Below are 22572 nucleotides of genomic sequence, written 5' to 3'. Positions count from 1 at the left end.
ATGGAGGGCATGTGGTCTAGCCTCCGAAATCGTGCCCGCGCCCTCAAAAGCGAATTAGTAGCCCTCTACTACGCCGCCCGCGACCCACGTACCCCGTGGTACGCCCGCCTGGTCATGCTGGTCACGCTGGCCTACGCCGCCAGCCCCATCGACCTGATTCCCGATTTCATTCCCGTGCTGGGCTACCTGGATGATCTGGTGCTGGTACCCGCCGGCATTGCGCTCAGCATCCGGTTAGTGCCGGCGGGGGTGCTTCGGGAGGCGCGGCACCGCGCCGCTACCACGCCCATATCGAAGCGCGCCAACTGGGTGGTGGGTACGCTCATTCTGCTGCTGTGGCTGCTGGTGCTGCTGAGCTTGGGCCGTTACGCGTGGGCCCGGTGGCACCGTCCGGCTGCGCAGTAACCCTGGCGGCCCGGGCGCAGTTCTCCGGCCCGGCTGCCCGGGCGACTGACCTTCACCGCTGCCGGGAAAAAGCAAAACCCTCACCTCCGCTGTTTAGTAAGATAACCCAGCGCCGGCACCCCGCCGGCATTCGAAACAACTGAACCTATGAACATCGGAATCATTGGCGCCGGCCACATCGGCAGCGCCCTGGCCGTGCGGCTGACGGACCTCGGCCACACGGTATACATTGCCAACTCCCGCGGACCCGAAACTCTAAAAGAGGTGGAGCAGAAAACCGGTGCCAAGGCCGTAACGGCCGAGGAAGCCGCCCAGCACGGCACCGACCTCATTGTGGTAACCATCCCGCTCAAGAACATTCCCGACCTGCCCCAGGACCTGCTGGCCAGCGTGCCCCGGGAAACGCCCATCATCGACACCAGTAACTACTACCCCGTGCTGCGCGACGGCCGCATTGACGAGCTGGAACACGGCCCGCTCACCGAGAGCGAGTGGGTGCAGCAGCGCCTGGGCCGCCCGGTGGTGAAGGTGTTCAACAACATCTACGCCCACCACATTGTGGAGAAGGGCCAGCCCGCCGGCACCCCCGGCCGCATCTCCCTGCCCGTAGCCTCCGACGATGCCGCCGCCAAGCAGAAGGTAATGGCCGTGGTCGACGAGCTGGGCTTCGACGCCGTGGACGGCGGTACCTTGCACGAGTCGTGGCGGCAGCAGCCGGGTACCCCTTCCTACGGGCAGGACTGGCCGGCCGATAAGCTGCGGGAGCACCTGGCCAGCCTGGGCTCCGAGCGCACCGAGGCCCAGCACGCCGAGTACCGGGCCAACCATACCCGCGCCGAGCAGGAAATCCTGAAGCAGTTCCAGCAGTCGTCCGCGACGGAGTAGCCGGCGGCGCTGTCTGCTAGCGCATCCCTCATAGCCTGGCCAATAAGCCCCGGGCGCCCTGCTAGACTTGACAAGGCCGGGTGTTCGGGGCTTTTTTTCAGATGTCGGGTGCCACTCTACCGCCCCCATACCGCGCCGCCCTGGTTTCTGGGGTGGCGCAGTTTGTTTAAGGAAAGTAAAGCGCCGGAAAACCCGAGGAGTTGATGCCAGGATGGGCTACTATTGCCGCTGCATTCCTTCCTGTTGCACGATGCCCTCGACACTGAAAATCTACCACTACTGGACGGGCCTGCTACTGGCCGGGTTCATTTTCGTGCATCTGGCCAACCACCTGGTAGCGCTGTGGAGCATTCCGGCGCACCTGGCGACGATGAACACCCTGCGCACGGTGTACCGGCACCCGGTGGGGGAGGCGGCCCTGCTGCTGGCCGTGGCCGGGCAGATCGGGACGGGCCTGCGCCTGGCTTGGCGGAGCCGGCAGCTGCCGCCCCAGCCCCTGGCCGCCCGGGTGCAGCTATTTTCGGGCCTGTACCTGGCGTTTTTCCTGCTGGTGCATACAGGCGCGGTGCTGAGTGGCCGGGCCTTGTTCAACCTGGATACCAACCTGTACTTTGCGGCGGCGGGCCTCAACACCTTTCCGTTTACGCTGTTTTTCGTGCCGTATTACTTTCTGGCCGTGGTGGCGGTGTTCCTGCATGTGGCCAGCCTGCACTACCAGAAAGGTACTCCCATCTTCGGGGCTCGGCGGGCGCGCCGGCACGCGCTGGGCATTGGGGGTGCCGGGGTGGTAGTGGCCCTGCTCATTCTGCTGGCCATGACGAACCACTTGCAAGGATTGTCCATTCCCGCCCACTACTTGCAAACCCTGGGGAAATAAAGCCCCCAAGACCCGCCACAGCAGATACGACGCGCACGGGCCTTACCATTCGCCGCATTGTTGACTATGAAGCACCTCCTTTCGGCCCGGGTGGCCGCCAACGGCATCCTCGTTATCCTTACCCTGATGGTGGTGTTTCACCTGCTGGTGCTCACGGGCGTGGTTCCCTACGGCATTGTGTGGGGTGGTCGGCTGAAAAGCCCCAGCCAGATGCTGTTGTTTGAAACCCTATCGATAAGCCTGAACCTGCTGATGCTGGCGGTAGTAAGCGTGGCATCGGGGCGGGTGCGGTTGCGCGTGCCGCGGCTTCTGCTGAAAGGGGCGCTGTGGTTGATGACGGGGCTTTTTCTGCTGAATACGCTGGGCAATCTGGTGGCCACTACCACCCTGGAAAAGCTGCTTTTTACCCCTGTAACGCTGCTGCCTGTTTTCTGCCTGCGCCTGGCTGTGGCCGGAGCCGATGTGGCTACCCCGCGGGTAAGGCCTTAGCAGCGCCCGGCCCGAACTCGTGAACTACGCCCTGCGCGTGCTGCCACCGCCCCGGCATTTTTCCGCTGAATCGCAGGCGGGCAGCTAAATGGCACCAAGGTGGCTACCTTGTAGGCGTATGCACAACGTCCTGTTTCTGCCGCTGCTGTTTGGGGCCGCTACGGCCACGGCCCAGGCACCCTGCGCGTTGCCCACCCTGAAGCTGTTTCAGGATGGCGTAGAAATGCCGGCCGATGCCAGGGCGCTGGCCCGGCCCGTTACGCTGCGCGTGTTGCCGGCGCCCGGCTGTCCGGCCGCCGTCTACCGGTTTCGGCACGCCGAGGTCACGCTCGTACGGCGGGGGCGGCCCGTGCTGCCCACCCTGCGGGTAGAAAAGCCCCAGGCCGATTTACAATCCTTTCTGCGTTATTATCAGACCGGCGACCAGGTGGTGATTTTCATTGCCTACCAGAACCTGGCGCTGGTAGCCGCCGATGGTTCCCTGCAGCCCCTGGCAGCGGCCCCGCCCCGCCTGTCCAAACCCCGCCAGCTGGACCTGCAAACCGAAGACTCCCGGGGCCTGTTCCTGCGGTGGCCGCGGCTCCAGCCCTGAGCATCCCGGTTCCATTGGTTGCAGCGCCTTCGTCAGGAAAAGACAATCCGTACCTGCCACGCCCGGCGGATGTGCGGTCCGCCCGTTGCGCGTTGGTGGGAACAAATCAGCTTCGGCCCTGGCTGGCGGTGAGCAGCTCCCGCACCGACGTCCAGCGGATGCCGGGGTAGCGGGCGTTGTCGAGGGGGTGAAGCTTAGCCTGGCCGCTAAACATGTTGTGCATGTACTGCATGCCCTGCCAGGGTGGAAACACCTCGTTAGGGGCAGGTGCCAGCGCCTTGGTGAGCTTGATGACGACGCCAAAAGCGCCGAGGCCCCCGGGGCGCAGCAGCTTGAAAGGCTTGCCCGTAGCGGCCTGAGCGGCGGCCTGCAACTCGCGCGGGCTGGCCACGTCGCCCGCAACGCGCAGGTAGCGGGGCGTGGTAGGGTCGAGGGCGGCGGCGGCGGTAAACTCGGCGGTGTTTACCATGGTCGTGAAATCCAGCGGCTGGTCGGCGCTGCCCCAGTACAGAATCCGGCGCGGACCCTGGAGCACCACGGGAGCCTGGCCTTTCAGCAGCTCCATAAACATGCCGTTGAGGATGGACGTCGCCTGAATAGGGGCCGCATCCAGCCGCCGCTGAAACTCCCGGCGCAAATCGAAGTTGCGGTTGCTGCCCTCAGGCAGGCGGGTGAAGTCGGCGGAAAAGTCCGACGGAATAAAGCGGGGGACGCCCGCCGCTACGGCCGCCTCCAGCAGGCGCGACTGCGCTTCCACAATCACTTCGCGCAGTCCCGATAAGGCCGATACCACGCAGGCGGCGCCAGCGCATGCCTCAGTTAGGTCCGCTACGCTGTCGTAATTCACTTCACGCACGTCTATCCCTTGGAGCTGCAGGGAAGCAGCCTCGGCCCTGGTGCCGGCTCCGGGCCGTACCAGGGCCCGCACATGGACCCCGCGCTGGCGCAGGTGATGCGCAATCAGCAAGCCCAGGGCGCCGGTCGCCCCGGCCAGCACAATAAGGGGGGAAGCAGTGGGGCTGCCAGCTGGCAAAGGCGTTTGATCGGGGGCTACGGAGGTCATGGGCTGAAAGGAACAGGCGCTGAACGGATGGGGCAAAGTACGCGGGCAACCAAGGCCCGGTGCTCAACCCGGAAGAGGGTAGTACTGTTCTGCTTCGGGAAAGTTATCCAAGTCCGGCCATGGGGATGCTTCCCGGAGCGGCCAGGCTGGCAGGACAGAAGCACCTGACCTGCCTCCCGTTTACTGCTGTGCAGCGACCTGCCGCTGGCGCCACTCCGGCTCCAGAATCCCCATTTCTACCAGCGACCAGTAGCCATCCTCGTACCGGACCACGTCGCGCAGAATGCCTTCCTGCTGAAAGCCCGCGCGCTTGTAGCACCCAATAGCCGACTGGTTGAAATCGTATACGCCCAGGCTGATGCGGTGCAGCTTTAGCTCATCAAAGCCAATGGCCAGCGCGGCCTTAATCATGGCCTGGCAGTAGCCGCGCCCGCGCGCCGCGTCGCCGACCAGCACGCGGGTCAGGCGCGCTGCCTTGTTGGTTTCGCTGAGGCTGCCCAGGGAAATGTGCCCGATAGTCTGGCCCGTACTGGTATCTACGGCCTTATACACAAAGGCATCGGAGTGCTGCGGGTCGTTGGTGCCTTCGATGTACCAGTGCAGCTTTTCGGCAGTGAGGGGAAAGGAAAACAGCCCGCCCGACCATTCCTTCAGCAGCCGTTCGTTATCTATCCAGGCAATGAGCTGCGGAAAGTCGGCTTCCGTGAAGGGCTGCAATTCAATCATGAGGAAAAAAAGCAAAAGATAAAACAAGCAAAACAGGCCGGCCGGCGCTGGCTCCGAGGCCGCGGGCCGGTAAAATTACCATTTCCGGCAAACTCCACAGTGAAGACCAAAAACCGCCCTGGTGCGGGATGCACGTCGCTTTTTCCGGAATAAACCTAACCTCACCCCGCCTAAGTGGGGACGGAGCTGCCGTAAAATGCAAGCCGCTTGAACCTAAACCGGAGGCGAGTCGTTGGGCTTATCGTGAACGGCCGCTGGACTTATATAGCAGCTAATGCTTTGCTGGTCAAAAAAAAGGCGTACGTTTACACTGTTTAAGGCAAATTGCCTCGTGTCACTACCATTGGTTCGCGTGTTGAGTAATCGTAGAGTTTCGTTGCCAGTTGCTATTTTTTCATTTCTTTCCTAAAGCATCATGTCAACAGGAACAGTAAAATTCTTCAATGAGACCAAAGGTTTTGGTTTCATCAACGATTCTGCCACCGGCCAGGACGTATTCGTTCACGTAACAGGTCTGATCGACGAAATTCGCGACAACGATAAAGTTGAGTTCGAGGTAGAAGAAGGCCGTAAAGGCCTGAGCGCTGTAAAAGTGCGTCGCGCTTAATTACCGCCTACTTCCTACTGGAAGCAAAGAAGCATGCCACCTGGCATGCTTCTTTTTTTTGTGGCCGTAGTACAGGCTTCGGTCGGTCCAGGTACTTTTTGCGTAGGGAAGAGCATGTCCTATCATCTTATCTGGCTAGTTCCGACGTTCTTACTGGGCTTTGCGGCCTTCTGGTGCCTGGTAGTAGCGCTGCTGGCTCAGTTAGCCTGGCAGCCCTTGGCCCGCCACTTTGCGGTGACGGGTTTGCCGCCCGGCGAACAGCTAGCCGTAACCCAGGTCAGCCTGGGCTTCGTGCATTATAGCCACGCGCTGCTGGCAGTGGTGACGCCGGAAGGCCTGGGGTTGCAGCCCATCGTCCTGTTTCGGGTGGGGCACCCGCCTTTGCTTATTCCCTGGGCCGCTATCGGGCCGGTGCATTCCAGCGCATTTCTCTGGTCTACCCAGTATACCTCCCACGTGCAGGCTGGCAGCACCCGCATTCCTATGCGCTTTATCAGCCCCGCCCTGATGGCCGCGGCGCGTGCTTGGCTTAGCGTAGCAGAGCCCGGGTAAGCTAACCAAATTCCGGCCCCGCCCGTTTGATGAGCTTCATTTCCCCTGCCTATGAAGCGTATTGCCTCTCTTGTTCTGAGTGTTTCCCTTGGGGTTTCCGCTGCCCCCGTTGCCAAGGCCCAGCAGGCCGAGTCTCCGTATCGCACGCGCTTTGTGGTAGATGCGCCCATTACGGTGGGGCTGGGGGCCGTGAGCGGCCTGGGGCTGTATTTGGTACAGCAGAAAAACGGTCTTTCCCAGCAGCAGCTCGCCGCCCTCAACAAAAACGACGTGCCCAAATTCGACCGGTTTGTGGCCGGCAACTACAGTGACCAGGCGCAGCTGAACAGCGACGCGCTGTGCTACGGCTCCCTGCTGGTGGCGCCGGGGTTGTTGGTGCTGAACGATAACGCCCGCGGCCGCTACGGACAGGTGGCGGCCCTTTACCTGCAAACGATGCTGGCTACCGACGCGGTATTTACCATGTCGGTAGGTACCGTAACGCGCTACCGGCCCTTTCTCTATGGCACCGAGGGGCCGGAGAACAAACGCAGCAGCCGCATTGCCACCAACTCGTTTTTTGCGGGCCATACGGCACACACGGCCACGGCCACTTTCTTTGCGGCCAAGGTTTTCCACGACTTCAACCCCGACTCGCCGGCCGAGCCGTTTGTGTGGGGCGCGGCTGCGCTAGTGCCGGCAGCTGTAGCCTACTACCGCATGGAGGCGGGCAAACACTTTCTTTCCGACAATCTGGTGGGCTATGCCGTGGGTGCTACCATGGGCGTTGTGGTCCCTCAGCTCCATAAAACCACCGGGCGCACGGGCGTTTCGCTGGTGCCGATGCAGGGACTGAATGCCAATGGCTACTCGTATGGCGGTTTGCTGCTGACAAAGCAGCTGTAGCCTGCTGTATCTGCTAAGCGGCCTTTTAGGTTACAGCTGGCAACCGGCAGCCGGTAATCAGGTAAACCTGCGTGTTTAAAGTGCTGGTTCAGCTTGTGTTTCCAGCTCTTTGCTCAGCAGGTGGAGGGTAGTTTCCTGGGGCAGAGCCTCCAGGAGTTGTTGTAACTGCTGGTATTGGGGTTCTGCGAGCGGTAGACCGGCGTAGGTGCCAATCTGCTCGAGACACTGCAGGTAATCGGCTAGGGCGCCGGGCAAAGCCCCGTGGCCTTCCAATCGGAACTGCGCCGGCGTGAGCGGACCAAACAGCAGTTCCCGGGCCAGCTCGGGGTAGCGCTCCAGCGAGGGGGCCACGCCGGCATCGGCGGCTAGCTGCGTGGCCATTTCGTGCAGGGTAGTTTCGTAGCGACTCTGCTTAAACGAGCGAAACTCCGCCAGGCCTGCCTCCATTTGCTCGCGGCCAGGCAGGGGGCGGGCTCCGCTCCAGCAAGCGGCTATCCAGCGGGCCTGCAACTCTACCACGGGAAAATAAGGCCCCGTTTGCGGAAACATGCCAATAAAGGCCAGATTGGGCAAACAAGGATGAAACGTGTGGTGGTACAGGTCGATATGGTCGGTGCCGGCCTGCAGGGTGTCCCGGATGTCTTGGCTCAGGAAAGGCAAGTTCACGTCGAAGCCCGTAGCGAGGATAACGGCATCAATGGGTTCGGCCCGGCCATCCTGGAAAACCACGCTGTTGGCGGTGAAGTAAGCCACGCCCCCGCGGGCGGAAATGCGCCCTTTTTGTACCAAGTCCAGGTATTGGTCGTTCATGGAGATACCCGCCAGCAGCAGGTTCTCGTGCGGGCGCGGAGCGCCAAAGTCGGCGGGGTGGCCGCAGGTGCTCAGAATAAGCTGTTTCAGGCCTTCTGCCATCTGAGCCGGGGGCAGCGTGCGGCTCGTGTATACGGCTGCCCGCGTAAATGCTACGCAGTCGGTGGGGCGGCCGTGCAGCTGTTTTTTGAGGATATAGCGGGGCTTGCGACAGGACGACAGCACCTGCACCGCGGGGTTCTGGCCCAGCTCACTCGCAATTTCCAGGCCGCTGATGCTGTTGCCCACTACCAGGACCCGCTGGCCCGCAAAGTCGGTGCTTTGGCGGTAGTGAAAAGAGTGTAGCACCCGGCCGCCAAACTCGGCCAGACCGGGCAGGGGAGCGTAGTGGGGCTTGTTGTAGCGGCCGGAAGCCACAACAACGTGCTGAAACAGCTCGGCCCGCTGTTCCTCCCGCTCGTTCACCGACCACACGATGTATTGTCCTTTTGGGCCGCGGGCTACGTTGTTGATGCGCGTGTGCAGGCGCAGGTAGGGGAGCAGGTTAAAATGATCCGCGTAGCTTTCGAGGTAAGCCAGAATCTCTTGGTGGTGGGGAAACAGCGAAATCCCGGCTTGGTGGGGAAAGTCGGAAAAGCGGGTGTTGATGGCGCTGGTATTCGTGTGCATAGCGGCCCACACGCCACTGTGAGGGGCACCCTGGTTCCACTGTCCGCCCAGGTGGCCGCTTTGCTCGAAAAGCACGGGCTCCAAGCCTTCCTCCAAAGCCGATTTGGCAGCGGCCAGCCCCGATGGACCAGCTCCAATGATGGCAACTTTGCCATTTGATAACGTCATTTTCATAGCGCAGAAAGAGTGGATGGGCGGAGGACGGCCCCTCGGGCGTCGGGGTGTTTCTACCGCAGCACAAAGGACGTGAGCCGGCCGTTCGCGTAAATCACATCTTGATGTGAATCAGGTAGCTATACCGCAGCGTAAAGCCTGCAATGTGGGTGATGCCGGCAGCGCGGAATACTTGTCCGGCGCGGGTTGTTTCTTTGCGCCGCCACCCTTTACCCCCTTCGTATGCAGTCTGCTCGTGCCGTTTTTCTGGTGAGGCCCACCCGTTTCGCGTTTAATGCCGAAACCGCTTTATCCAACCACTTCCAGCAAACCATTGGCGGCTTGTCGGCGGAGGAAGTGCAGACCAGGGCGTTTGCCGAGTTCGATGCTATGGCGGCGCAGCTGCGTGCCCACGATATGACGGTAGTGGTATTCGACGATACCCCCGAGCCGCACACCCCCGACGCCGTATTCCCCAACAACTGGCTTACGCTTCACCCCGACGGGCGCGTGCTGCTCTACCCCATGTGCGCGCCCAACCGCCGGGCTGAGCGGCGCCCTGATATTCTGGCGGCGCTGGCCCAGCAGTTTCAGATCCGGGAAGTCGTTGATTTGTCGGGGGCAGAGCAGCAGGGGCGTTTTCTGGAAGGTACGGGCAGTATCATTTTCGACCACATACACCGCGTGGCCTACGCCTGCCTCTCGCCCCGCACTGATGCGGCCCTGTTCCGGCAAGTGGCCGACCAGTTGGGCTACCGCGCCGTGGTCTTTCACGCGCAGGATGCTCAGGGCCAGGAAATCTACCATACCAACGTGATGATGGGCCTCGGCGCCCGGTTTGCAGTGGTCTGCCTGGACAGCATCCGGGATGCCACGGAGCGGGCCGCCGTGGTCGATTCTCTCACGGCCACCGGGCACCAAATCATTACTATTTCCCTGGAGCAGGTTTCCCGGTTTGCCGGCAACGTGCTTACCCTGCAGCCCACCCGGGGCCGCGAGCTGCTGGCTATGTCGCAAAGTGCTTTTGAGGCATTTACGCCTGCCCAGCGCACTACGCTGGCGCACTATTGTGAGCTGCTGCCGCTGTCCATTCCGACCATCGAAACCATTGGCGGCGGCAGTGTCCGCTGCATGCTGGCCGAAATATTTCTGCCGACGAAATAAGCGCGCTACTCCAGGCAGCGTACAGACGCTGGTTTAGTTTCTCAGGCTTGTTTCAGCTTTGCATGCTGCTCAGAACGACCAAGGGCTGATCATCATGTGATGATCAGCCCTTGGCTTACTTATGACTTTGTCAAACAGACTACTTGGCCAGCACGGTCCGTAGTTGCGAGAGCAGAGCCGCTACGCCCTGGGTGGGGTTGCCGCTGAAATGCACGCGCAGGGTACGGCGCTTATAATCCTGGAGGGCCTGCAGGTCGCCGGCTGCCTGGGCATTCTGGAAGGTGCCAAACGTGTAGGGCCGCCCGGGCAGGGGCAGGTCCTGGGCGTGGTCGGTGGTTAGCTGCAGGTACAGGCCGGTGTCGGGGCCGCCTTTGTGGTACTGGCCGGTAGAGTGTAGAAAGCGGGGGCCGTAACCCGAAGCCGTAGCAATGTGCAGCTGCTCCTGTACCAGGGCCCGCACCTGCTGCAGCTCTTCGTTCAGCGCAGGCGTTTCCATCAGGTAGGCCTGGATGCACAGGAAGTCACCGGCGTTGGCTTGCCCGAAGAAGCTTTTGAGGACTTCCTCGGCGTTGCGGCCCGGCGCGGCGGTGTAGTAGTCCGTGCCGTTTTCCTGCACAATAGGCTGGCTGGTTTGCGGCAGCTGGCCCTGCTCTACTACCACTTTCATCAGTTGGTCGGTGGCGGTTTTGGCGGCCTGCACGTTGGGCTGGTCGAAGGGGTTGATGCGCAGCACGGCGCTGGACACGGCCGTGGCTACTTCCCAGCGGAAGAACTCGGCGCCCAGGTCGCGCGCATCATTCATCAGAATGCGTACGATGGGGTGGCCAGCCGCTTCCAAGGCAGCCAAGTGCTGCTCATTTACGGCGTCGGGCTGACCCTGATAACCCACGTACACAAACACGCGGTCGGTGCCGTAAGAGCTTATGGAGGTCAGCGGCTCGCCAGCCAGGGGTAGTATGCCTTTTCCTTCCTTGCCGGTGCTTTCGGCAATGAGCTGTTCCAGCCACAGGCCCAGGTCGCTGAGTGAGTCGGGTACTACCAGCGTGAGCTTGTCGCGGCCGTGCTGGGCCAGTAAGCCCAGGGCCACACCCAGCTCCAGGCCGGGGTTGTGCGCCACGGGGCCGTAAGCACCGCAGGCACGCATCATGCCAATAGCACCCGCCAGAATTTCGCCGATGGGCAGGCCATACAGGGCAGCCGGTACCAAGCCGAAGTAGGACAGGGCCGAGAAGCGGCCACCTACCTCAGGGAAATTCAGGAAGATGCGGCGGTAGCCTTCGGCCGTGGCCTGGGTCACAAACTTGGAACCCGGGTCGGTAATGGCCACGAAGTTTTCGCCGGCCCGCTCGCCCTTCAGCTCCTTCATACGCGCGTAGAAGTAGTCGCCGAAGGCCAGGGGCTCGGCCGTAGTGCCCGATTTGCTGGCTACGACGAACAGCGTCTCAGCCAGCGGTACGGCTTCTTCAATCTCGCGCACCGAGCCGGGGTTGGTGGTGTCCAGCACCGACATCGGCAGCCCGTTGGCCTGGCTGGCAAACGCCTGCTTGAAGACGATGGGCGTCATGCTGCTGCCGCCCATGCCCATCACCACCACGTGCTTGAACCCAGCCGCTTTTACCTCGTGCACAAACTGCTCGATTTCGGGCACGGCTCCTACCATGGTCTCGGCCACGCGCAGCCAGCCCATGAAGGAGCGCACACTCTGCTGAGCAGTAGCATCGGCTACCCACAGCTCAGCCTGCTTGTTCCAGAAGCCGGCAGTGAAATCCTGTGCGTTGAAGGCGGCTACGCGGGCATCAACCTCGGCCTGGTACTGACCCAGCTGCAGCTCGGCGGCCACAGGCGCGGCGGCGTGGGCCTGCTGGCGCTTGGCTTCCAGCACGGCCAGCAGCTTGGCAAACGGCTCCTTGAACTTCTGTCCCCCTTCGTCTTCCAGCTGCTGGGCCACCTGCGTGAGGTCGATGCCCAGGGTCGGCAGGCTGGCCAGCACGGCGGCCGCCTCGGCGGTGCCTTCTTCCAGCCGGCTCTGCGGCTGGCCGCCCACGCGGTAGAGGTCCAGCGTTTCCACGGGAATGGTGTTCACCGTTTCAGGCCCGATCAGGTGCTCGACGTACTTCAGGTTGTCGTACTTCGGGTTCTTGTTGCCCGTGCTGGCCCACAAGAGCCGCTGCACGGCCGCCCCCTGCTGCTGCAAAGCCTGCCAGCGCGGGCCGGCGAAGATGCCTTTGTAGAGCTGATACGCTTGCTTGGCGCTGGCCAGGGCCACCTGGCCCACGGCTGCAGCGGCCGTGGCCCCTTGCTCGCCGCCCTGCTGGGCCAGCTGCTCGAGCTGCGGGTCCAGCAGCACATCGATGCGCGATAAGAAGAAGCTGGCCACCGAGTCGATGCGCGCGAGCGGCTGGCCCGCGGCAGCGCGGTCCTCCAGGCCCAGCAGGTAGGCTTCGGCCACGGCCTGATAGCGCTCCAGGCCGAAGATCAGCGTCACGTTCACGTTCACCCCGTGGGCAATGAGCTGGCGGATGGCGGGCAGGCCTTCGATGGTGGCGGGCACCTTGATCATCACGTTGGGCCGGTTCACGGCGTGCCAGAAGCGCAGGCCTTCGGCAACCGTGCCCTCTGTGTCGTGGATGAGGGTGGGGGACACTTCCAGGCTCACGTAGCCGTCACCGCCACTGTCGGGGGCATCGTAGAGCGGGCGCAGCAGGTCGCAGGCGTGCTGCACGTCTTCGATGGCTAACTGCTCGTAGATCTGCTCGGCCGAGCGGCCCTGCAAAGCCAGGGCCTGAATGGCCGCGTCGTAGTCAGCGCTGCCGCCGATGGCCTTCTCGAAGATGGCCGGGTTGGAGGTGACCCCGCGCAGGCCGTCCTCAGCGAGCAGGCGCGCCAGCTCCCCGTTCACTAAAATGTTGCGCCGGATGTAATCCAACCAAATGCTCTGATTAAACTGACGGACGCTGGCTAATGGGTTCATAGGCAAATGGCTGAGAGGAGCGCCCGAGACGCGCGAAAATGAGTCGAAAGAATCTGCGGGCCGAAACCGAATAGGCCAGCCCGCTGGCGCCGCAAAAGTAGGCAGGCTTTGCAAGGCATCAAACCCAAACGCAAAACAGCTCGGGACAGACAGCAAAAAGCCACGCTCCGGGTGTCGGTAGCGTGGCTTTGCAACAGTGTATTGACGTCGGTATTAGTGCGAGGTTGGGGCGGTTTCTGTGAGACCCAATACCTGGCTGGTGTGGGCGCGCAGCTCGGCCAGCAGTTGAGGCTCCTCGTTCAGGTGGTGGCCGAAGGAGGGAAGCATCTGCCGGAACTTGCCTTGCCATGCCGGCGTGGCCGACTGCGCGGGAAAGCACCGCTGAATAAGATTAATCATGATGCTGACGGCCGTGGAAGCCCCGGGCGAAGCGCCCAGCAGCGCGGCAATGGAGCCGTCCTTGGCGGCTACCACTTCAGTGCCAAACTCCAGGATGCCGCCTTCCTTTGCGTCTTTCTTGATAACCTGCACCCGCTGGCCCGCAATTTCCAGCTGCCAGTCCTGGGCCTTGGCTTCGGGCAGGTACTCGCACAGGGCCGCCAGCCGGTCTTCCGGCGACTGGGCTACCTGGTTGATGAGGTACTTGGTGAGCGGCAGGTTTTTGAGACCGGCAATAATCATGGGCCGCATGTTGCTCAGCTTCACCGACAGGGGCAGGTCCAAGTAAGAACCTTGCTTGAGGAACTTGGTGCTGAAGCCCGCATACGGGCCAAATAGCAGTTCCTGCTTGCCGTTGATGACGCGGGTATCAAGGTGGGGCACCGACATAGGGGGGGAGCCCACGGCCGCTTTGCCGTACACTTTGGCGTGGTGCTGGGCAATAACAGCGGGATTCACGCACTTCAGCCACTGCCCACTCACGGGGAAGCCACCGAAGCCCGAGCCTTCCGGAATGCCCGATTTGATGAGCAGGGGCAAGGAGCCGCCACCGGCGCCAATAAACACAAACGGCGCCCGGATTTTTTTGACTTCGCCGGTAGTCAGGTCTTTAGCCTTAATGCGCCAGAGGCCGTCTTCCTTCTGCTTGAGCTTGTCCACATCGTGGTGGAAGTTGACCGTGACGCCGGGCTTCTGCTGCAGCAGCGTGAACATGCCCCGGGTAAGGGAGCCAAAGTTCACATCGGTGCCCAGGTCCATGCGGGTGGCGGCTACGGGCTGTTGCGGGTCGCGGCCGTGCATTACCAGCGGCATCCAGCTTTCCAGCGTTTCCCGGTCCTGGGTGTACTCCATGCCCTGAAACAGCGGCGACTGAGTGAGGGCGGCGTGACGCTTGCGCAGAAACTCCACGTTTTTCTCGCCCCACACAAAGCTCAGGTGCGGAATGTGGTTGATGAAGCGCGTCAACTCTTTCACCTGGTAGGTTTCGGCCAGGTATGACCAGAACTGCTTCGACTCCTCAAACTGCTCGGCTATTTTGATGGCCTTGCTGATGTCGATGCTGCCGTCGGGCTTTTCGGGGGTGTAGTTCAGCTCGCAGAAGGCTGAGTGCCCGGTGCCGGCATTGTTCCAGGCGTCGGAGCTTTCGGCCGCAGCCACATCCAGGCGCTCATAAATAGCAATGGTAAGATCAGGCTGGAGCTCCTTGAGCATCATTCCCAGCGTGGCGCTCATAATGCCGGCGCCAATCAGCACCACATCAGCGGTAGCGGAGTCAGTAGGTTCGGTCGTTGTCATGCAGAATTCAGGAAGAGACTCACGAAATACGGGGGAAAGCGGGAAAAGATGAGGATTGTTTAGCCAAGCTGTACAGTATCTACCGTTGCTCCCTTGGTTGGCGGTCCGGTTTGCCAGCTGTTTTGAGGCCCGTTTTAGCTATTTCCGGAAGCCTGCGTGCGGGCTCCGCCAACCCCGATCTGCTGCGGACTGCGGCCGGGCTGGCACCCGTGGAATTACCGACGTAGTGTTAGCGACGAGCTTGCGCACGGCTCTGCTAGCCTTGTCCCGGGCGGGTGCCGAGAGTAATTTTTCCTCGTTAAGCGCCCAATCGATGCAACCTTAAAAAAAATCTTACCTTTACCACGTTTATGGCAATTTGCTTCGTACCACTACTCCCGATTCGCGTGCTGAATGTTGGTAGGGTTCCGCTGACATTTGCTTAACTGACTACCTTTTTTCACTTCCATTTACCATGCAGACGGGAACTGTAAAATTCTTCAACGAAACCAAAGGCTTCGGTTTCATCAAAAACGACCAAACCGGCGAAGACATCTTCGTGCACGTGACCGGTCTGATCGACGAAATCCGTGACAACGACAAAGTAGAATTTGACGTGCAGGAAGGCCGCAAAGGCTTGAACGCCGTGAAAGTACGTCGCGCTTAGTTCGCGCTAGGCTTCTTCGGAGCCTACAAGAAAAGCAGCTTGCCTTCCAAGGCAGGCTGCTTTTTTTATGGGTTGAGCTTGAGGCCAGCCTATACCTTGCCTTGGCGAATAAGCCTGCGGTAGACGCGCACCAGCCCGGCCTGCGAAACGCCCAGGTGGTAGAGCAGGCAAAGTAGCCCGAAGATGGCCTGCAGCCGGAATATGCCGTTTTCCAGGTACTTGCGGGCCGAGGTGGTGACGGCCGAGGGCAGGAGACAGAACCGGCCGTGTCGCCGCAGCCGCCCAATGATTTCCTGGTCTTCCAAGACCAGCAACTGCTCGTTGAAGCCCCCGGCCCGCCAGAAAACGTCCTGCCGCACAAACAAGCTCTGGTCGCCAAAGCGCAATAGGTCGTTGTCGAAGCGGGTGCACCAGGCGCTGAGGCGCAGAAACCAGTGCGGGTGGTTGAAGCGCAGCCGGAAGCAGCCGCTGCCCGCACCGTCTTGCCCGACTGCCTGCCGGAGCCGGGTCAGGAAGTCGGGGGGAGGCAAGGTGTCGGCGTGCAGGAAGTAAAGCACTGCCCCTGTAGCGTGCCGGGCCCCGTGGTTGAGCTGGGCAGCCCGCCCTTTCCGGGGGCAGGGCACCACCCGGGCGCCCGCGGCAGCAGCTACGGGCGCGGTGTCATCGGGGCTGTGGGCGTCGGCTACCAGAATTTCCACCGCGGGAGCTACCGCCCCGGCCGCCCCCAGATACGCCAGCAGCTCCCCAATGTGAGCCGCCTCATTGTAGGTGGGAATGATGATGCTGACGGTGCCGGGAAATACCATAAAAACCAAGGCGCGGCGGAAAAGACCAGAAGGTACCCGGAACTCGGTTAAACGACCGGGGCGGCCAGCACATGTGCGGAAGTAATGAGGTGGCCACCGCGCTGGCGCAGGTCCTCCTTCGCCCGTGCAAAGCCTTCCGGAGAAATGGGCCGGGTAGCATCTTCAATCACGAACGTGTCGAAGCCTTCCTGCAGCGCATCCTTGGCCGTGAAGTACACGCAGTAGTCGGCGGCTAAGCCGGCTACGTACACTTCCCGCACGCCGCGGCCGCGCAAGTAGTCGGCCAGTCCGGTGCTTTTGCGGTGGCCATTGTCGTAGAAGGCGCTGTAGGAGTCGATGGTGACGTCGGTGCCTTTGCGAAAGATAACCTCCACGCGGCTGGAGTCGAGGGTGGGAGCCAGCTCGGCCCCGCTGCTGCCCTGCACGCAGTGGTCGGGCCAGAGCACCTGCTCCAGGCCGTGCAAGTCAATCTGCGCGAAGGGCACCTGCCCCGCGTGCTGACTGGCAAAGCTCTGGTGGGTGGCCGGGTGCCAGTCCTGGGTAGCTACTACCAGCGGAAAATAAGGCTGCAGGGCATTGGCCAGCGGAATAATGGCGTCGCCCTCGGGTACGGCCAGCCGGCCGCCGGGCAGAAAATCGGGTTGAATATCAATCAGCAGCAAGGCTTTCATCGGCAAAGCAGGTTAGGGAAGTGGCGGCCCCGAAAAAAGACTTCGGCGGGGCAGTAGCAAAACTACCGAACCCCACCATATTTGCGGGAATACCAGGTTGAGGCGGGATAGACAAAAGCTCAATCCAACGTGGTGAACACAATCGGGTAGACACCCGTGGTAAATACTACGCATGAGAGCATTTATTGGAGTAAGCGTAGCGGTTTGGCTGGTAGGCGGTGGGCTGATGCCCGCGCAGGCGCAGCAGGCAGCGGGGGCACAACCGGTAGCCGGCACGCACGTATGGCTGGTACCCCCCGCAGGCTTTACCCCGGCCCCGGGCCTGACGGGCCTACGCAGTGGGGCGGCGGTGCTGCAGGTGTTCGACGGGCAGGGGGGCAACTACTACCGGCAGGCCGGGAGCTTCACGGCCACCCGGTTTGCGGCCCGGGGTGGGCAGGTGCTGGAGCTGCAGGACGTGTCGGCGGGCTCCTACCCGGGCCGACTGGCGCGGGTGCGGCAGTCGGGCACGCAGGAAACCACGCAGGTTTTGTTTGGCGACTCCACCTTTGCCGTGCTGCTGGAAGCCCGCTACCCGGCTTCCGATACGGCTACCGCCACTGCGTTGCGGCGCAGTATGCTGGGGGCCCGCTACCAGAAAAACGCAGATAGCAACTCCCAATCGGCCACCATCTTCCAGTTCGACGAGGACAAAACCCCTTTCCAGTTTGCCCAAGCGGAGGCCGGCACCCTGTATTACACGCCCAAGGGGCAGCCGCGGGCCGAAAATACGCCCACGGTAGCCGTGCGCCTGGCCGACTATAACCTGGGTATTACCCTCGCCGACATCAGTCAGCAAATGCTGCAGCGCTACCCCGCGCTGCGGGGCTACACCGTGCGGAAGCTGTCATCGGCCAAAGTAAACGACCTTTTAACCTACGAAACGGAAGGCTTTGCCCAGCTCAACGGGCAGCGGGTATTGGTGTACCAGCAGGTGTCGGTTATTGGCAACACGGCCGTGTCGATGGTAGGAATAGCGCAGGCTGAGGTAGAAAATACGCTGACTCAGTTTAAAGACCTGACGCACACCATCACGCCCAAGCGGCGTAAGCCCTGATTGCGCAGAACGCGTATTCTTCTGCTAAGGAATGACGCTTACTGCTAGCCTGCTGGCCCTTCAAACGCAAACTCGGCGAGGCTTTCCCAGGGGCCGCCCCGGTAAGCCCACAAGTGCAGGCCCTGGCCTGTAGCCTGGAACGAAGTAAAATCGGCGCTGAGCTGCTCGTACAGCGCCCGGGCCCTGGGGGCCGCTACCTTGTTCTGAACCGTCACGTGCGGGCGCAGGGGTTGCCGGTCCTGGGGCGTAAGCGTCGGCCCCCAGCTGCGCTGCAGCCGCCGATGCAGGTTCAGCAGCTGCTCGTTTTCACAGCGGTACGCTACGCCCTGGCCTATAAACAACAGGCTGGCTACGGTGAGGGGCAACGGCGGTGTTTGGTGAGCTTCTTCCCGCAGCTGCTCGAGGAGGTTGGGAAGCTCGGGGCTGGAAAGGTGATGAAAAAGCGTAAGGTGCGCCGCCAGATAATTGCGTTCCGGGGGAAAATGCTGTTGCCGCAGCCGGTCGAAGAATGCCTGGGCTGCGGCATCCAGCGTAAGCGTCAGAATTAGCGGAACGGGGGGCTCAGGCAGCATGCTTAGTGGATGAGCACCCGTTGGGTGAGCGGCTGCCCGTCGGCGCGGGTGCGCAGAAAGTACACTCCGGCCGGCAGCCCGGCGGTAGAAAACTCCACGGTGGCTCCCGCGGCGGTCTGCTTACGCACCACCTGGCCCAGCTGGTTGATGAGTTCCAGCGGGCTCTGAGGCTGCGTGCCCAGCTCCACGGTAAGGGAGTGGTGGGCTGGCAATGGGTAAGCCCGCATAGAAGCCACCCCGCCCAGGTTGAGCTGACGAATCTCGGAGTAAGTGAGGGTGCCATCGGCGTCGAGGATGGCCAGGCGGTAGTAGGTCTGGCCCGGGGCCGGGGTGCCGTCGGTGAAAGTATACCGATGACCACGGGTGGCGTTGGTAGCTGGCACGCGCCGCAGCGTGGTCCACTGGCGGCCGTCCTGGCTGCGCTCTACCTGAAACAGGGAAACGCCTTCCTCCATTGCCGTCGACCAGTTCAAGACCACACCGGCACTTTGACGCCGGGCCGTGAAGCTGGTGAGCGTGACCGGGAGGGGAATAGCACCAGCAAACGACATGGCATCCCCGCGCGAGCAGCCAAAAGCCGTGCCGAACGTTGAGCCCGTGAAGTTGCCCGTAATGCAGTCGATGCGGTGAATTTCGCCGTTATCTGCATCCACGGTGTACACCTGATTGAGTCGGTCGCGAAACATGGCGCCCACGTTCTCGATGGTGGGCACCGGCGTAGCCACGGTAACAGTTGTGGCTACGGGCGCCGTGGCCGGGTTGGCAATAGTCAGAAACTGGTCGTCTTTGCCCAGGTAGCTAACCAGTTTGCCCGTAGATGGGATATACACCCAGTCTTGTATGCCCCCTTCGGGGGCCTCACCCGTGGCACCCGCCGCCAAGTAGCTTTCAATCTGGGCTTTGTAAGCGTTTATCACGGCGGTAGTGGCCGGGTCGCTGATGTTCAGCTCGCGCCAGGTAGGGGCCGCATTGAACGGTACCGTGGTTTGGTTGAGCTGGATGGTGCCGACATAGAAGTGAAAATCGTTGATGCGCGAACCCGGCGCCCCCAATAGGTTCAACCGAAAGCTCACTCCGCCCACGTAGTACAGGGACTGGTTATCCGCATCCTCTTCGCCGTCGCCGATGAAGTTCAGGGTAACGCGGTAAGCGGGATTAAAAATAGAGGTGCCCGTAGGAGGCTGGGGTGGGGGCGTTACGCTGCCCAGGGGCGTGGCCGTGCCCGTGGCCAGGGCAATGCGGTAGAGCGAGGGCGGCGTGGCAAAGTTAGCCGCCGTGACTTGCTGGGGCACATCCAGGGCGTAGAGTACCGAGGTGTTGTCCTCATCGTAGCCCAGCGCATTCACAATAAGCGGGGTCGTGGTGTTGTCACCATTCACGACCTGTACCGGCCCGATGGTGGAAAGGGAGCCATCCACATTGATGCTTTGCAGCACCGAGCCCGTACCCGAGCCCGCCGTGCAGCTACGGCTCACGGCAAAGCTTTGGGTGGGCAGCTGAGCATGTGCCAGGCCAGCACTTAGCAATGAAAACAGCAGGCCGGAAAAAATGCGTGTAGACGTGTTCATCATGACTATGCAGGCTAAAAACAACAATACCTTTGATCGGCCCCATCGCCTTTTCTTAGCGGTAGTAGGCTATGGACCACAGCATTCCGCACTCGAAATATCCGTGTATTAGCGGTTGAGTCCAAAAAAGGCCCTGATTTTTTACATAAACCCCGCCGTATGCCCTGCACGCTGCTTATCCAAAACTGTGGTCAATTGCTCACCATGCGCAGCGCCGGCAGTGGTCCGCTCCGGGGCTCGTTTCTCCAGGATTGGGAATTGGTTGAGGATGCGTATCTGGCTTGTACCGACGATAAAATTGAGGCCTACGGCCCCATGGCCAGCCTGTCAGTCAGCCTCATCGGCCCCGAAACGCAGGTGCTGGATGCTGGCGGCGGCGTGGTAATGCCCGGGCTGGTAGAGTGTCATACGCACCTGGTATTCGCCGGCAACCGGGCGCACGAGTTTCAGCGCAAACTCCGCGGTGAGTCCTACCTCGATATTCTGGCCTCGGGAGGCGGAATTCTGAGCACGGTGCGCGCCACCCGGGCCGCTTCGGAAGAGGAACTGCTGGCCGGCGCCCTGCACCAGCTGGAAGGGTTCCGGCGGTATGGCGTTACCACGCTGGAAGCCAAGAGCGGCTACGGCCTCGACCGCGACACGGAACTGCGCTTGGTCCGAGTAGCCCGGGAAGCGGGCCGGCAGCAGGCCGTGCGGGTGGTGCCTACGTTTTTGGGCGCGCATGTGGTACCACCCGAGTACAAAGGGCGCCCCGCCGATTATCTTGATCTTTTGGTGGATGAGGTGTTGCCGGAACTGCGCGGGGAAGCCGAGTTCGTAGATATTTTCTGCGAGGAAGGCGCTTTCAGCGTAGCTGATTCGCGCCACTACCTGCAGCGAGCTAAAGAGTTAGGGTTTCAGCTGAAAATCCACGCCGAGCAGCTCCACGACCTGGGCGGCAGCGCCATGGCCGCCGAGCTGGGCGCCGTGAGCGTAGACCACTGCGACTACCTATCGGCCGCCGACGCGGCGCGGGTAGCCGCGCAGGCCCGCACGGTAGCCGTGCTGCTGCCCCTGGTGCCCTTGTTTCTGCGGCAGCAGCAATACGCCCCCGGCCGGCAGCTCATTGAGCAGGGCGTGCCCGTGGCCCTCAGCACCGATTTCAACCCCGGTTCCTGCCCCAGCAAAAACCTGTGGCTGGCACAGTCGGTGGCGTGCCTGAACATGGGCTTCACCCCGCGCGAGGCGCTGGCCGCTGTGACCATCAACGCCGCCTGGGCCATCAACCGCCAGCACGACTGCGGCTCCCTGGAGCCCGGCAAGCGCGCCGACGTGCTAGTGCTGAACGTGCGTAGCTACGAGGAGCTACCCTACTGGCTGGGCGAAAACCCCGTGCGGCAGGTAATCATCGGCGGGCAAGTGCAGCCCGAGTAGGTTGGCTACAGCTGGCGGGCAACCAGTAGCAGACTGATCCAGCCCGCAATGAACAGCAGCCCGCCGATGGGCGTGACGGCACCCAGCTTGGTGTAGCCCGTAAAGCAGAGCAAATACAAGGAGCCGCTGAAAAGCACAATGCCTCCCAGCCATAGCCCGGCGGTGCGGCCCAGGCCCTGCAGCTCGGGTCGGGCCGCCAGCAGCACGCCCACCGCCACCAGGGCCAGCGTATGGTAGAATTGGTAGCGCACGGCGGTTTCAAACGTGTCGAGGCGGTTGGTGCGCTGGAGCATGTCGTGCAGGCCGTGGGCGGCAAACGCGCCGATGCCTACACTGAGCAAACCCAGCACGGCGGCCAGCTGAAGAATTACGCGGGCAGTTAGTTGCATGGTTAAGTTGTTGAACGATGAAATGGCGAAGTAGCCTGCTGTTCGGGCGGCAGTTCAACTTGGTAGTGCTTTCGGGGATAGTGCATACAGCTGGATATTTGGCCAACAAGCGCAACCACCCATCTAACCCACTTACCCCCGGGCCCCAAAAATAGCGCTGCCAACCCGAATGAAGGTGCTGCCTTCCTGCAAGGCCAGGGCATAGTCGGAGCTCATGCCCATGGAAATTTCCCGGAAGCTGGGCTGCTCGGCAAAGTACCGGGTGCGCAGCTGCCCGAAGTAGCCGCGCAGCGTCTGAAACTCGCGGCGGAGCTGGGCCTCGTCCTGAGTGAACGTAGCCACGCCCATCACGCCGGTGATGCGCACGTGGCGCAGCGCCTGGTAGGTGGCGGAGGTCAGCATTTCCTCCGCTTCCGGCAGGGTAAGGCCGGTTTTAGTGTATTCCTCGGCAATATGAAACTGCAGCAGGGCATCGATAACGCGGTTGTGTTTGGCGGCCTGCTTTTCCAGTTCCTCCAGCAGCTTCAGGCTGTCAAGGCTTTGCACGGTGTGGACGAAGGGCGCAATGTATTTGACCTTGTTGGTTTGCAGGTGCCCGATAAGGTGCCACTCCACGTCGGCGGGCAGCTCGGGTTGCTTGGCGGTCATTTCCTGCACCCGGTTTTCGCCGAAGATGCGGGCTCCGGCCTCGTAGGCTTCCTGCAGGCGCTCTACCGGGTGGGTTTTGGTAACCACTACCAGCCGGGCGCCGGTGCCAGCCAGCTGCTCTTCAAAAAATCGGATGTTCTCAGCTATGGACATATTTTCTTAATGTGCTGCGCTTCGCTAA

23 protein-coding genes are annotated in these 22572 nt (G+C 61.8%); 12 read left to right on the top strand and 11 right to left on the bottom strand.

All coding sequences use genetic code 11. The annotated features are described in order from the left end of the window. Positions 1-9 precede the first annotated feature (9 nt). From HER32_RS03975 to HER32_RS03955, 5 genes are all read left to right on the top strand, one after another. Complete coding sequence (locus HER32_RS03975; RefSeq protein ID WP_197748870.1) at positions 10-405, top strand: YkvA family protein; 396 nt, start codon at positions 10-12, stop codon at positions 403-405. Positions 406-552: 147 nt separating this feature from the next. Beyond that, positions 553-1290 (top strand): NADPH-dependent F420 reductase, encoded by a 738-nt coding sequence (locus HER32_RS03970; RefSeq protein ID WP_149068976.1) that lies wholly within the window; start codon positions 553-555, stop codon positions 1288-1290. A gap of 250 nt (positions 1291-1540) precedes the next feature. Further along, the gene (locus tag HER32_RS03965; protein WP_149068977.1) at positions 1541-2167 is read left to right on the top strand and encodes a hypothetical protein; all 627 of its coding nucleotides are present in this window, start codon (positions 1541-1543) and stop codon (positions 2165-2167) included. Positions 2168-2233: 66 nt separating this feature from the next. Next, entirely contained in the window at positions 2234-2656 is a 423-nt protein-coding gene (locus HER32_RS03960) for a hypothetical protein (RefSeq protein WP_149068978.1), read from the top strand. A gap of 118 nt (positions 2657-2774) precedes the next feature. Further along, complete coding sequence (locus HER32_RS03955) at positions 2775-3248, top strand: hypothetical protein (RefSeq protein WP_149068979.1); 474 nt, start codon at positions 2775-2777, stop codon at positions 3246-3248. 106 nt (positions 3249-3354) lie between these two features. Here HER32_RS03955 and HER32_RS03950 read toward each other — a convergent pair whose 3' ends face one another. Both HER32_RS03950 and HER32_RS03945 read right to left on the bottom strand, forming a co-directional pair. Continuing rightward, positions 3355-4311, bottom strand: a complete 957-nt coding sequence (locus HER32_RS03950; protein ID WP_149068980.1) for an NmrA family NAD(P)-binding protein — start codon at positions 4309-4311, stop codon at positions 3355-3357. Between the two features lie 180 nt (positions 4312-4491). Beyond that, positions 4492-5037, bottom strand: a complete 546-nt coding sequence (locus tag HER32_RS03945) for a GNAT family N-acetyltransferase (RefSeq protein WP_168680702.1) — start codon at positions 5035-5037, stop codon at positions 4492-4494. Between the two features lie 415 nt (positions 5038-5452). Here HER32_RS03945 and HER32_RS03940 point away from each other — a divergent pair, with 415 nt between their 5' ends. The 3 genes from HER32_RS03940 (at position 5453) to HER32_RS03930 (ending at position 7081) form a co-directional block, all read left to right on the top strand. Continuing rightward, a complete protein-coding gene (locus HER32_RS03940) occupies positions 5453-5644 on the top strand; it encodes a cold-shock protein (protein ID WP_149068982.1) in 192 nt (63 codons plus the stop codon). 114 nt (positions 5645-5758) lie between these two features. Then, complete coding sequence (locus tag HER32_RS03935; RefSeq protein WP_168680701.1) at positions 5759-6196, top strand: hypothetical protein; 438 nt, start codon at positions 5759-5761, stop codon at positions 6194-6196. A gap of 51 nt (positions 6197-6247) precedes the next feature. Then, positions 6248-7081 (top strand): phosphatase PAP2 family protein, encoded by an 834-nt coding sequence (locus HER32_RS03930; protein WP_168680699.1) that lies wholly within the window; start codon positions 6248-6250, stop codon positions 7079-7081. Positions 7082-7156: 75 nt separating this feature from the next. Here HER32_RS03930 and HER32_RS03925 read toward each other — a convergent pair whose 3' ends face one another. Then, a complete protein-coding gene (locus HER32_RS03925; RefSeq protein ID WP_168680697.1) occupies positions 7157-8728 on the bottom strand; it encodes a flavin-containing monooxygenase in 1572 nt (523 codons plus the stop codon). Positions 8729-8956: 228 nt separating this feature from the next. On the opposite strand from HER32_RS03925, the gene ctlX reads away from it, so the two are divergent. Next, a complete protein-coding gene (gene ctlX, locus HER32_RS03920; protein WP_168680695.1) occupies positions 8957-9877 on the top strand; it encodes a citrulline utilization hydrolase CtlX in 921 nt (306 codons plus the stop codon). A 139-nt stretch (positions 9878-10016) separates the two neighbouring features. Here the strand turns inward: ctlX and HER32_RS03915 are convergent, their stop codons facing one another. Together HER32_RS03915 and HER32_RS03910 are read right to left on the bottom strand one after the other, a co-directional pair. Next, positions 10017-12848, bottom strand: a complete 2832-nt coding sequence (locus HER32_RS03915) for a bifunctional transaldolase/phosoglucose isomerase (RefSeq protein WP_168680693.1) — start codon at positions 12846-12848, stop codon at positions 10017-10019. A 213-nt stretch (positions 12849-13061) separates the two neighbouring features. Beyond that, positions 13062-14582 (bottom strand): malate:quinone oxidoreductase, encoded by a 1521-nt coding sequence (locus HER32_RS03910; RefSeq protein ID WP_168680691.1) that lies wholly within the window; start codon positions 14580-14582, stop codon positions 13062-13064. A 454-nt stretch (positions 14583-15036) separates the two neighbouring features. Between HER32_RS03910 and HER32_RS03900 the strand changes: the two genes are divergently transcribed. Then, a complete protein-coding gene (locus HER32_RS03900; RefSeq protein ID WP_149068989.1) occupies positions 15037-15228 on the top strand; it encodes a cold-shock protein in 192 nt (63 codons plus the stop codon). 89 nt (positions 15229-15317) lie between these two features. On the opposite strand, the gene HER32_RS03895 is transcribed toward HER32_RS03900, so the two are convergent. Continuing rightward, on the bottom strand, positions 15318-16034 hold the full coding sequence (locus tag HER32_RS03895; protein WP_168680689.1) for a TIGR04283 family arsenosugar biosynthesis glycosyltransferase: 717 nt from the start codon (positions 16032-16034) through the stop codon (positions 15318-15320). A gap of 47 nt (positions 16035-16081) precedes the next feature. Then, a complete protein-coding gene (gene pncA / locus HER32_RS03890; protein ID WP_168680687.1) occupies positions 16082-16705 on the bottom strand; it encodes a bifunctional nicotinamidase/pyrazinamidase in 624 nt (207 codons plus the stop codon). Positions 16706-16877: 172 nt separating this feature from the next. Between pncA and HER32_RS03885 the strand changes: the two genes are divergently transcribed. After that, positions 16878-17801: a hypothetical protein gene (locus HER32_RS03885; protein ID WP_168680685.1), complete on the top strand. Its 924-nt coding sequence runs from the start codon at positions 16878-16880 to the stop codon at positions 17799-17801. A gap of 44 nt (positions 17802-17845) precedes the next feature. On the opposite strand, the gene HER32_RS03880 is transcribed toward HER32_RS03885, so the two are convergent. After that, positions 17846-18373, bottom strand: a complete 528-nt coding sequence (locus HER32_RS03880) for a 2'-5' RNA ligase family protein (protein WP_168680683.1) — start codon at positions 18371-18373, stop codon at positions 17846-17848. A 2-nt stretch (positions 18374-18375) separates the two neighbouring features. Further along, positions 18376-19944 (bottom strand): T9SS type A sorting domain-containing protein, encoded by a 1569-nt coding sequence (locus HER32_RS03875; protein WP_168680681.1) that lies wholly within the window; start codon positions 19942-19944, stop codon positions 18376-18378. Between the two features lie 156 nt (positions 19945-20100). On the opposite strand from HER32_RS03875, the gene hutI reads away from it, so the two are divergent. Continuing rightward, positions 20101-21354: an imidazolonepropionase gene (hutI, locus tag HER32_RS03870; protein WP_168680679.1), complete on the top strand. Its 1254-nt coding sequence runs from the start codon at positions 20101-20103 to the stop codon at positions 21352-21354. 5 nt (positions 21355-21359) lie between these two features. Here the strand turns inward: hutI and HER32_RS03865 are convergent, their stop codons facing one another. Further along, on the bottom strand, positions 21360-21743 hold the full coding sequence (locus tag HER32_RS03865) for a DUF423 domain-containing protein (protein ID WP_149068996.1): 384 nt from the start codon (positions 21741-21743) through the stop codon (positions 21360-21362). A 132-nt stretch (positions 21744-21875) separates the two neighbouring features. Then, positions 21876-22544 (bottom strand): YggS family pyridoxal phosphate-dependent enzyme, encoded by a 669-nt coding sequence (locus tag HER32_RS03860; protein WP_149068997.1) that lies wholly within the window; start codon positions 22542-22544, stop codon positions 21876-21878. Positions 22545-22572: the final 28 nt, after the last annotated feature.

It is taken from the genome of Hymenobacter sp. BT18, from assembly GCF_012273015.1.
GTDB classification, from domain to species: Bacteria; Bacteroidota; Bacteroidia; order Cytophagales; family Hymenobacteraceae; genus Hymenobacter; species Hymenobacter lutimineralis.
The sequence above is the reverse complement of the archived record's forward strand: the minus strand, read 5'-3'. Positions and strand labels throughout refer to the sequence as shown.

Coding starts and splice junctions, on each gene's coding strand:
- HER32_RS03975 (WP_197748870.1), top strand. CDS start 10: ATGTGGTCTAGCCTCCGAAATCGTGCCCGCGCCCTCAAAAGCGAATTA.
- HER32_RS03970 (WP_149068976.1), top strand. CDS start 553: ATGAACATCGGAATCATTGGCGCCGGCCACATCGGCAGCGCCCTGGCC.
- HER32_RS03965 (WP_149068977.1), top strand. CDS start 1,541: ATGCCCTCGACACTGAAAATCTACCACTACTGGACGGGCCTGCTACTG.
- HER32_RS03960 (WP_149068978.1), top strand. CDS start 2,234: ATGAAGCACCTCCTTTCGGCCCGGGTGGCCGCCAACGGCATCCTCGTT.
- HER32_RS03955 (WP_149068979.1), top strand. CDS start 2,775: ATGCACAACGTCCTGTTTCTGCCGCTGCTGTTTGGGGCCGCTACGGCC.
- HER32_RS03950 (WP_149068980.1), bottom strand. CDS start 4,311: ATGACCTCCGTAGCCCCCGATCAAACGCCTTTGCCAGCTGGCAGCCCC.
- HER32_RS03945 (WP_168680702.1), bottom strand. CDS start 5,037: ATGATTGAATTGCAGCCCTTCACGGAAGCCGACTTTCCGCAGCTCATT.
- HER32_RS03940 (WP_149068982.1), top strand. CDS start 5,453: ATGTCAACAGGAACAGTAAAATTCTTCAATGAGACCAAAGGTTTTGGT.
- HER32_RS03935 (WP_168680701.1), top strand. CDS start 5,759: ATGTCCTATCATCTTATCTGGCTAGTTCCGACGTTCTTACTGGGCTTT.
- HER32_RS03930 (WP_168680699.1), top strand. CDS start 6,248: ATGAAGCGTATTGCCTCTCTTGTTCTGAGTGTTTCCCTTGGGGTTTCC.
- HER32_RS03925 (WP_168680697.1), bottom strand. CDS start 8,728: ATGACGTTATCAAATGGCAAAGTTGCCATCATTGGAGCTGGTCCATCG.
- ctlX (WP_168680695.1), top strand. CDS start 8,957: ATGCAGTCTGCTCGTGCCGTTTTTCTGGTGAGGCCCACCCGTTTCGCG.
- HER32_RS03915 (WP_168680693.1), bottom strand. CDS start 12,848: ATGAACCCATTAGCCAGCGTCCGTCAGTTTAATCAGAGCATTTGGTTG.
- HER32_RS03910 (WP_168680691.1), bottom strand. CDS start 14,582: ATGACAACGACCGAACCTACTGACTCCGCTACCGCTGATGTGGTGCTG.
- HER32_RS03900 (WP_149068989.1), top strand. CDS start 15,037: ATGCAGACGGGAACTGTAAAATTCTTCAACGAAACCAAAGGCTTCGGT.
- HER32_RS03895 (WP_168680689.1), bottom strand. CDS start 16,034: ATGGTATTTCCCGGCACCGTCAGCATCATCATTCCCACCTACAATGAG.
- pncA (WP_168680687.1), bottom strand. CDS start 16,705: ATGAAAGCCTTGCTGCTGATTGATATTCAACCCGATTTTCTGCCCGGC.
- HER32_RS03885 (WP_168680685.1), top strand. CDS start 16,878: ATGAGAGCATTTATTGGAGTAAGCGTAGCGGTTTGGCTGGTAGGCGGT.
- HER32_RS03880 (WP_168680683.1), bottom strand. CDS start 18,373: ATGCTGCCTGAGCCCCCCGTTCCGCTAATTCTGACGCTTACGCTGGAT.
- HER32_RS03875 (WP_168680681.1), bottom strand. CDS start 19,944: ATGATGAACACGTCTACACGCATTTTTTCCGGCCTGCTGTTTTCATTG.
- hutI (WP_168680679.1), top strand. CDS start 20,101: ATGCCCTGCACGCTGCTTATCCAAAACTGTGGTCAATTGCTCACCATG.
- HER32_RS03865 (WP_149068996.1), bottom strand. CDS start 21,743: ATGCAACTAACTGCCCGCGTAATTCTTCAGCTGGCCGCCGTGCTGGGT.
- HER32_RS03860 (WP_149068997.1), bottom strand. CDS start 22,544: ATGTCCATAGCTGAGAACATCCGATTTTTTGAAGAGCAGCTGGCTGGC.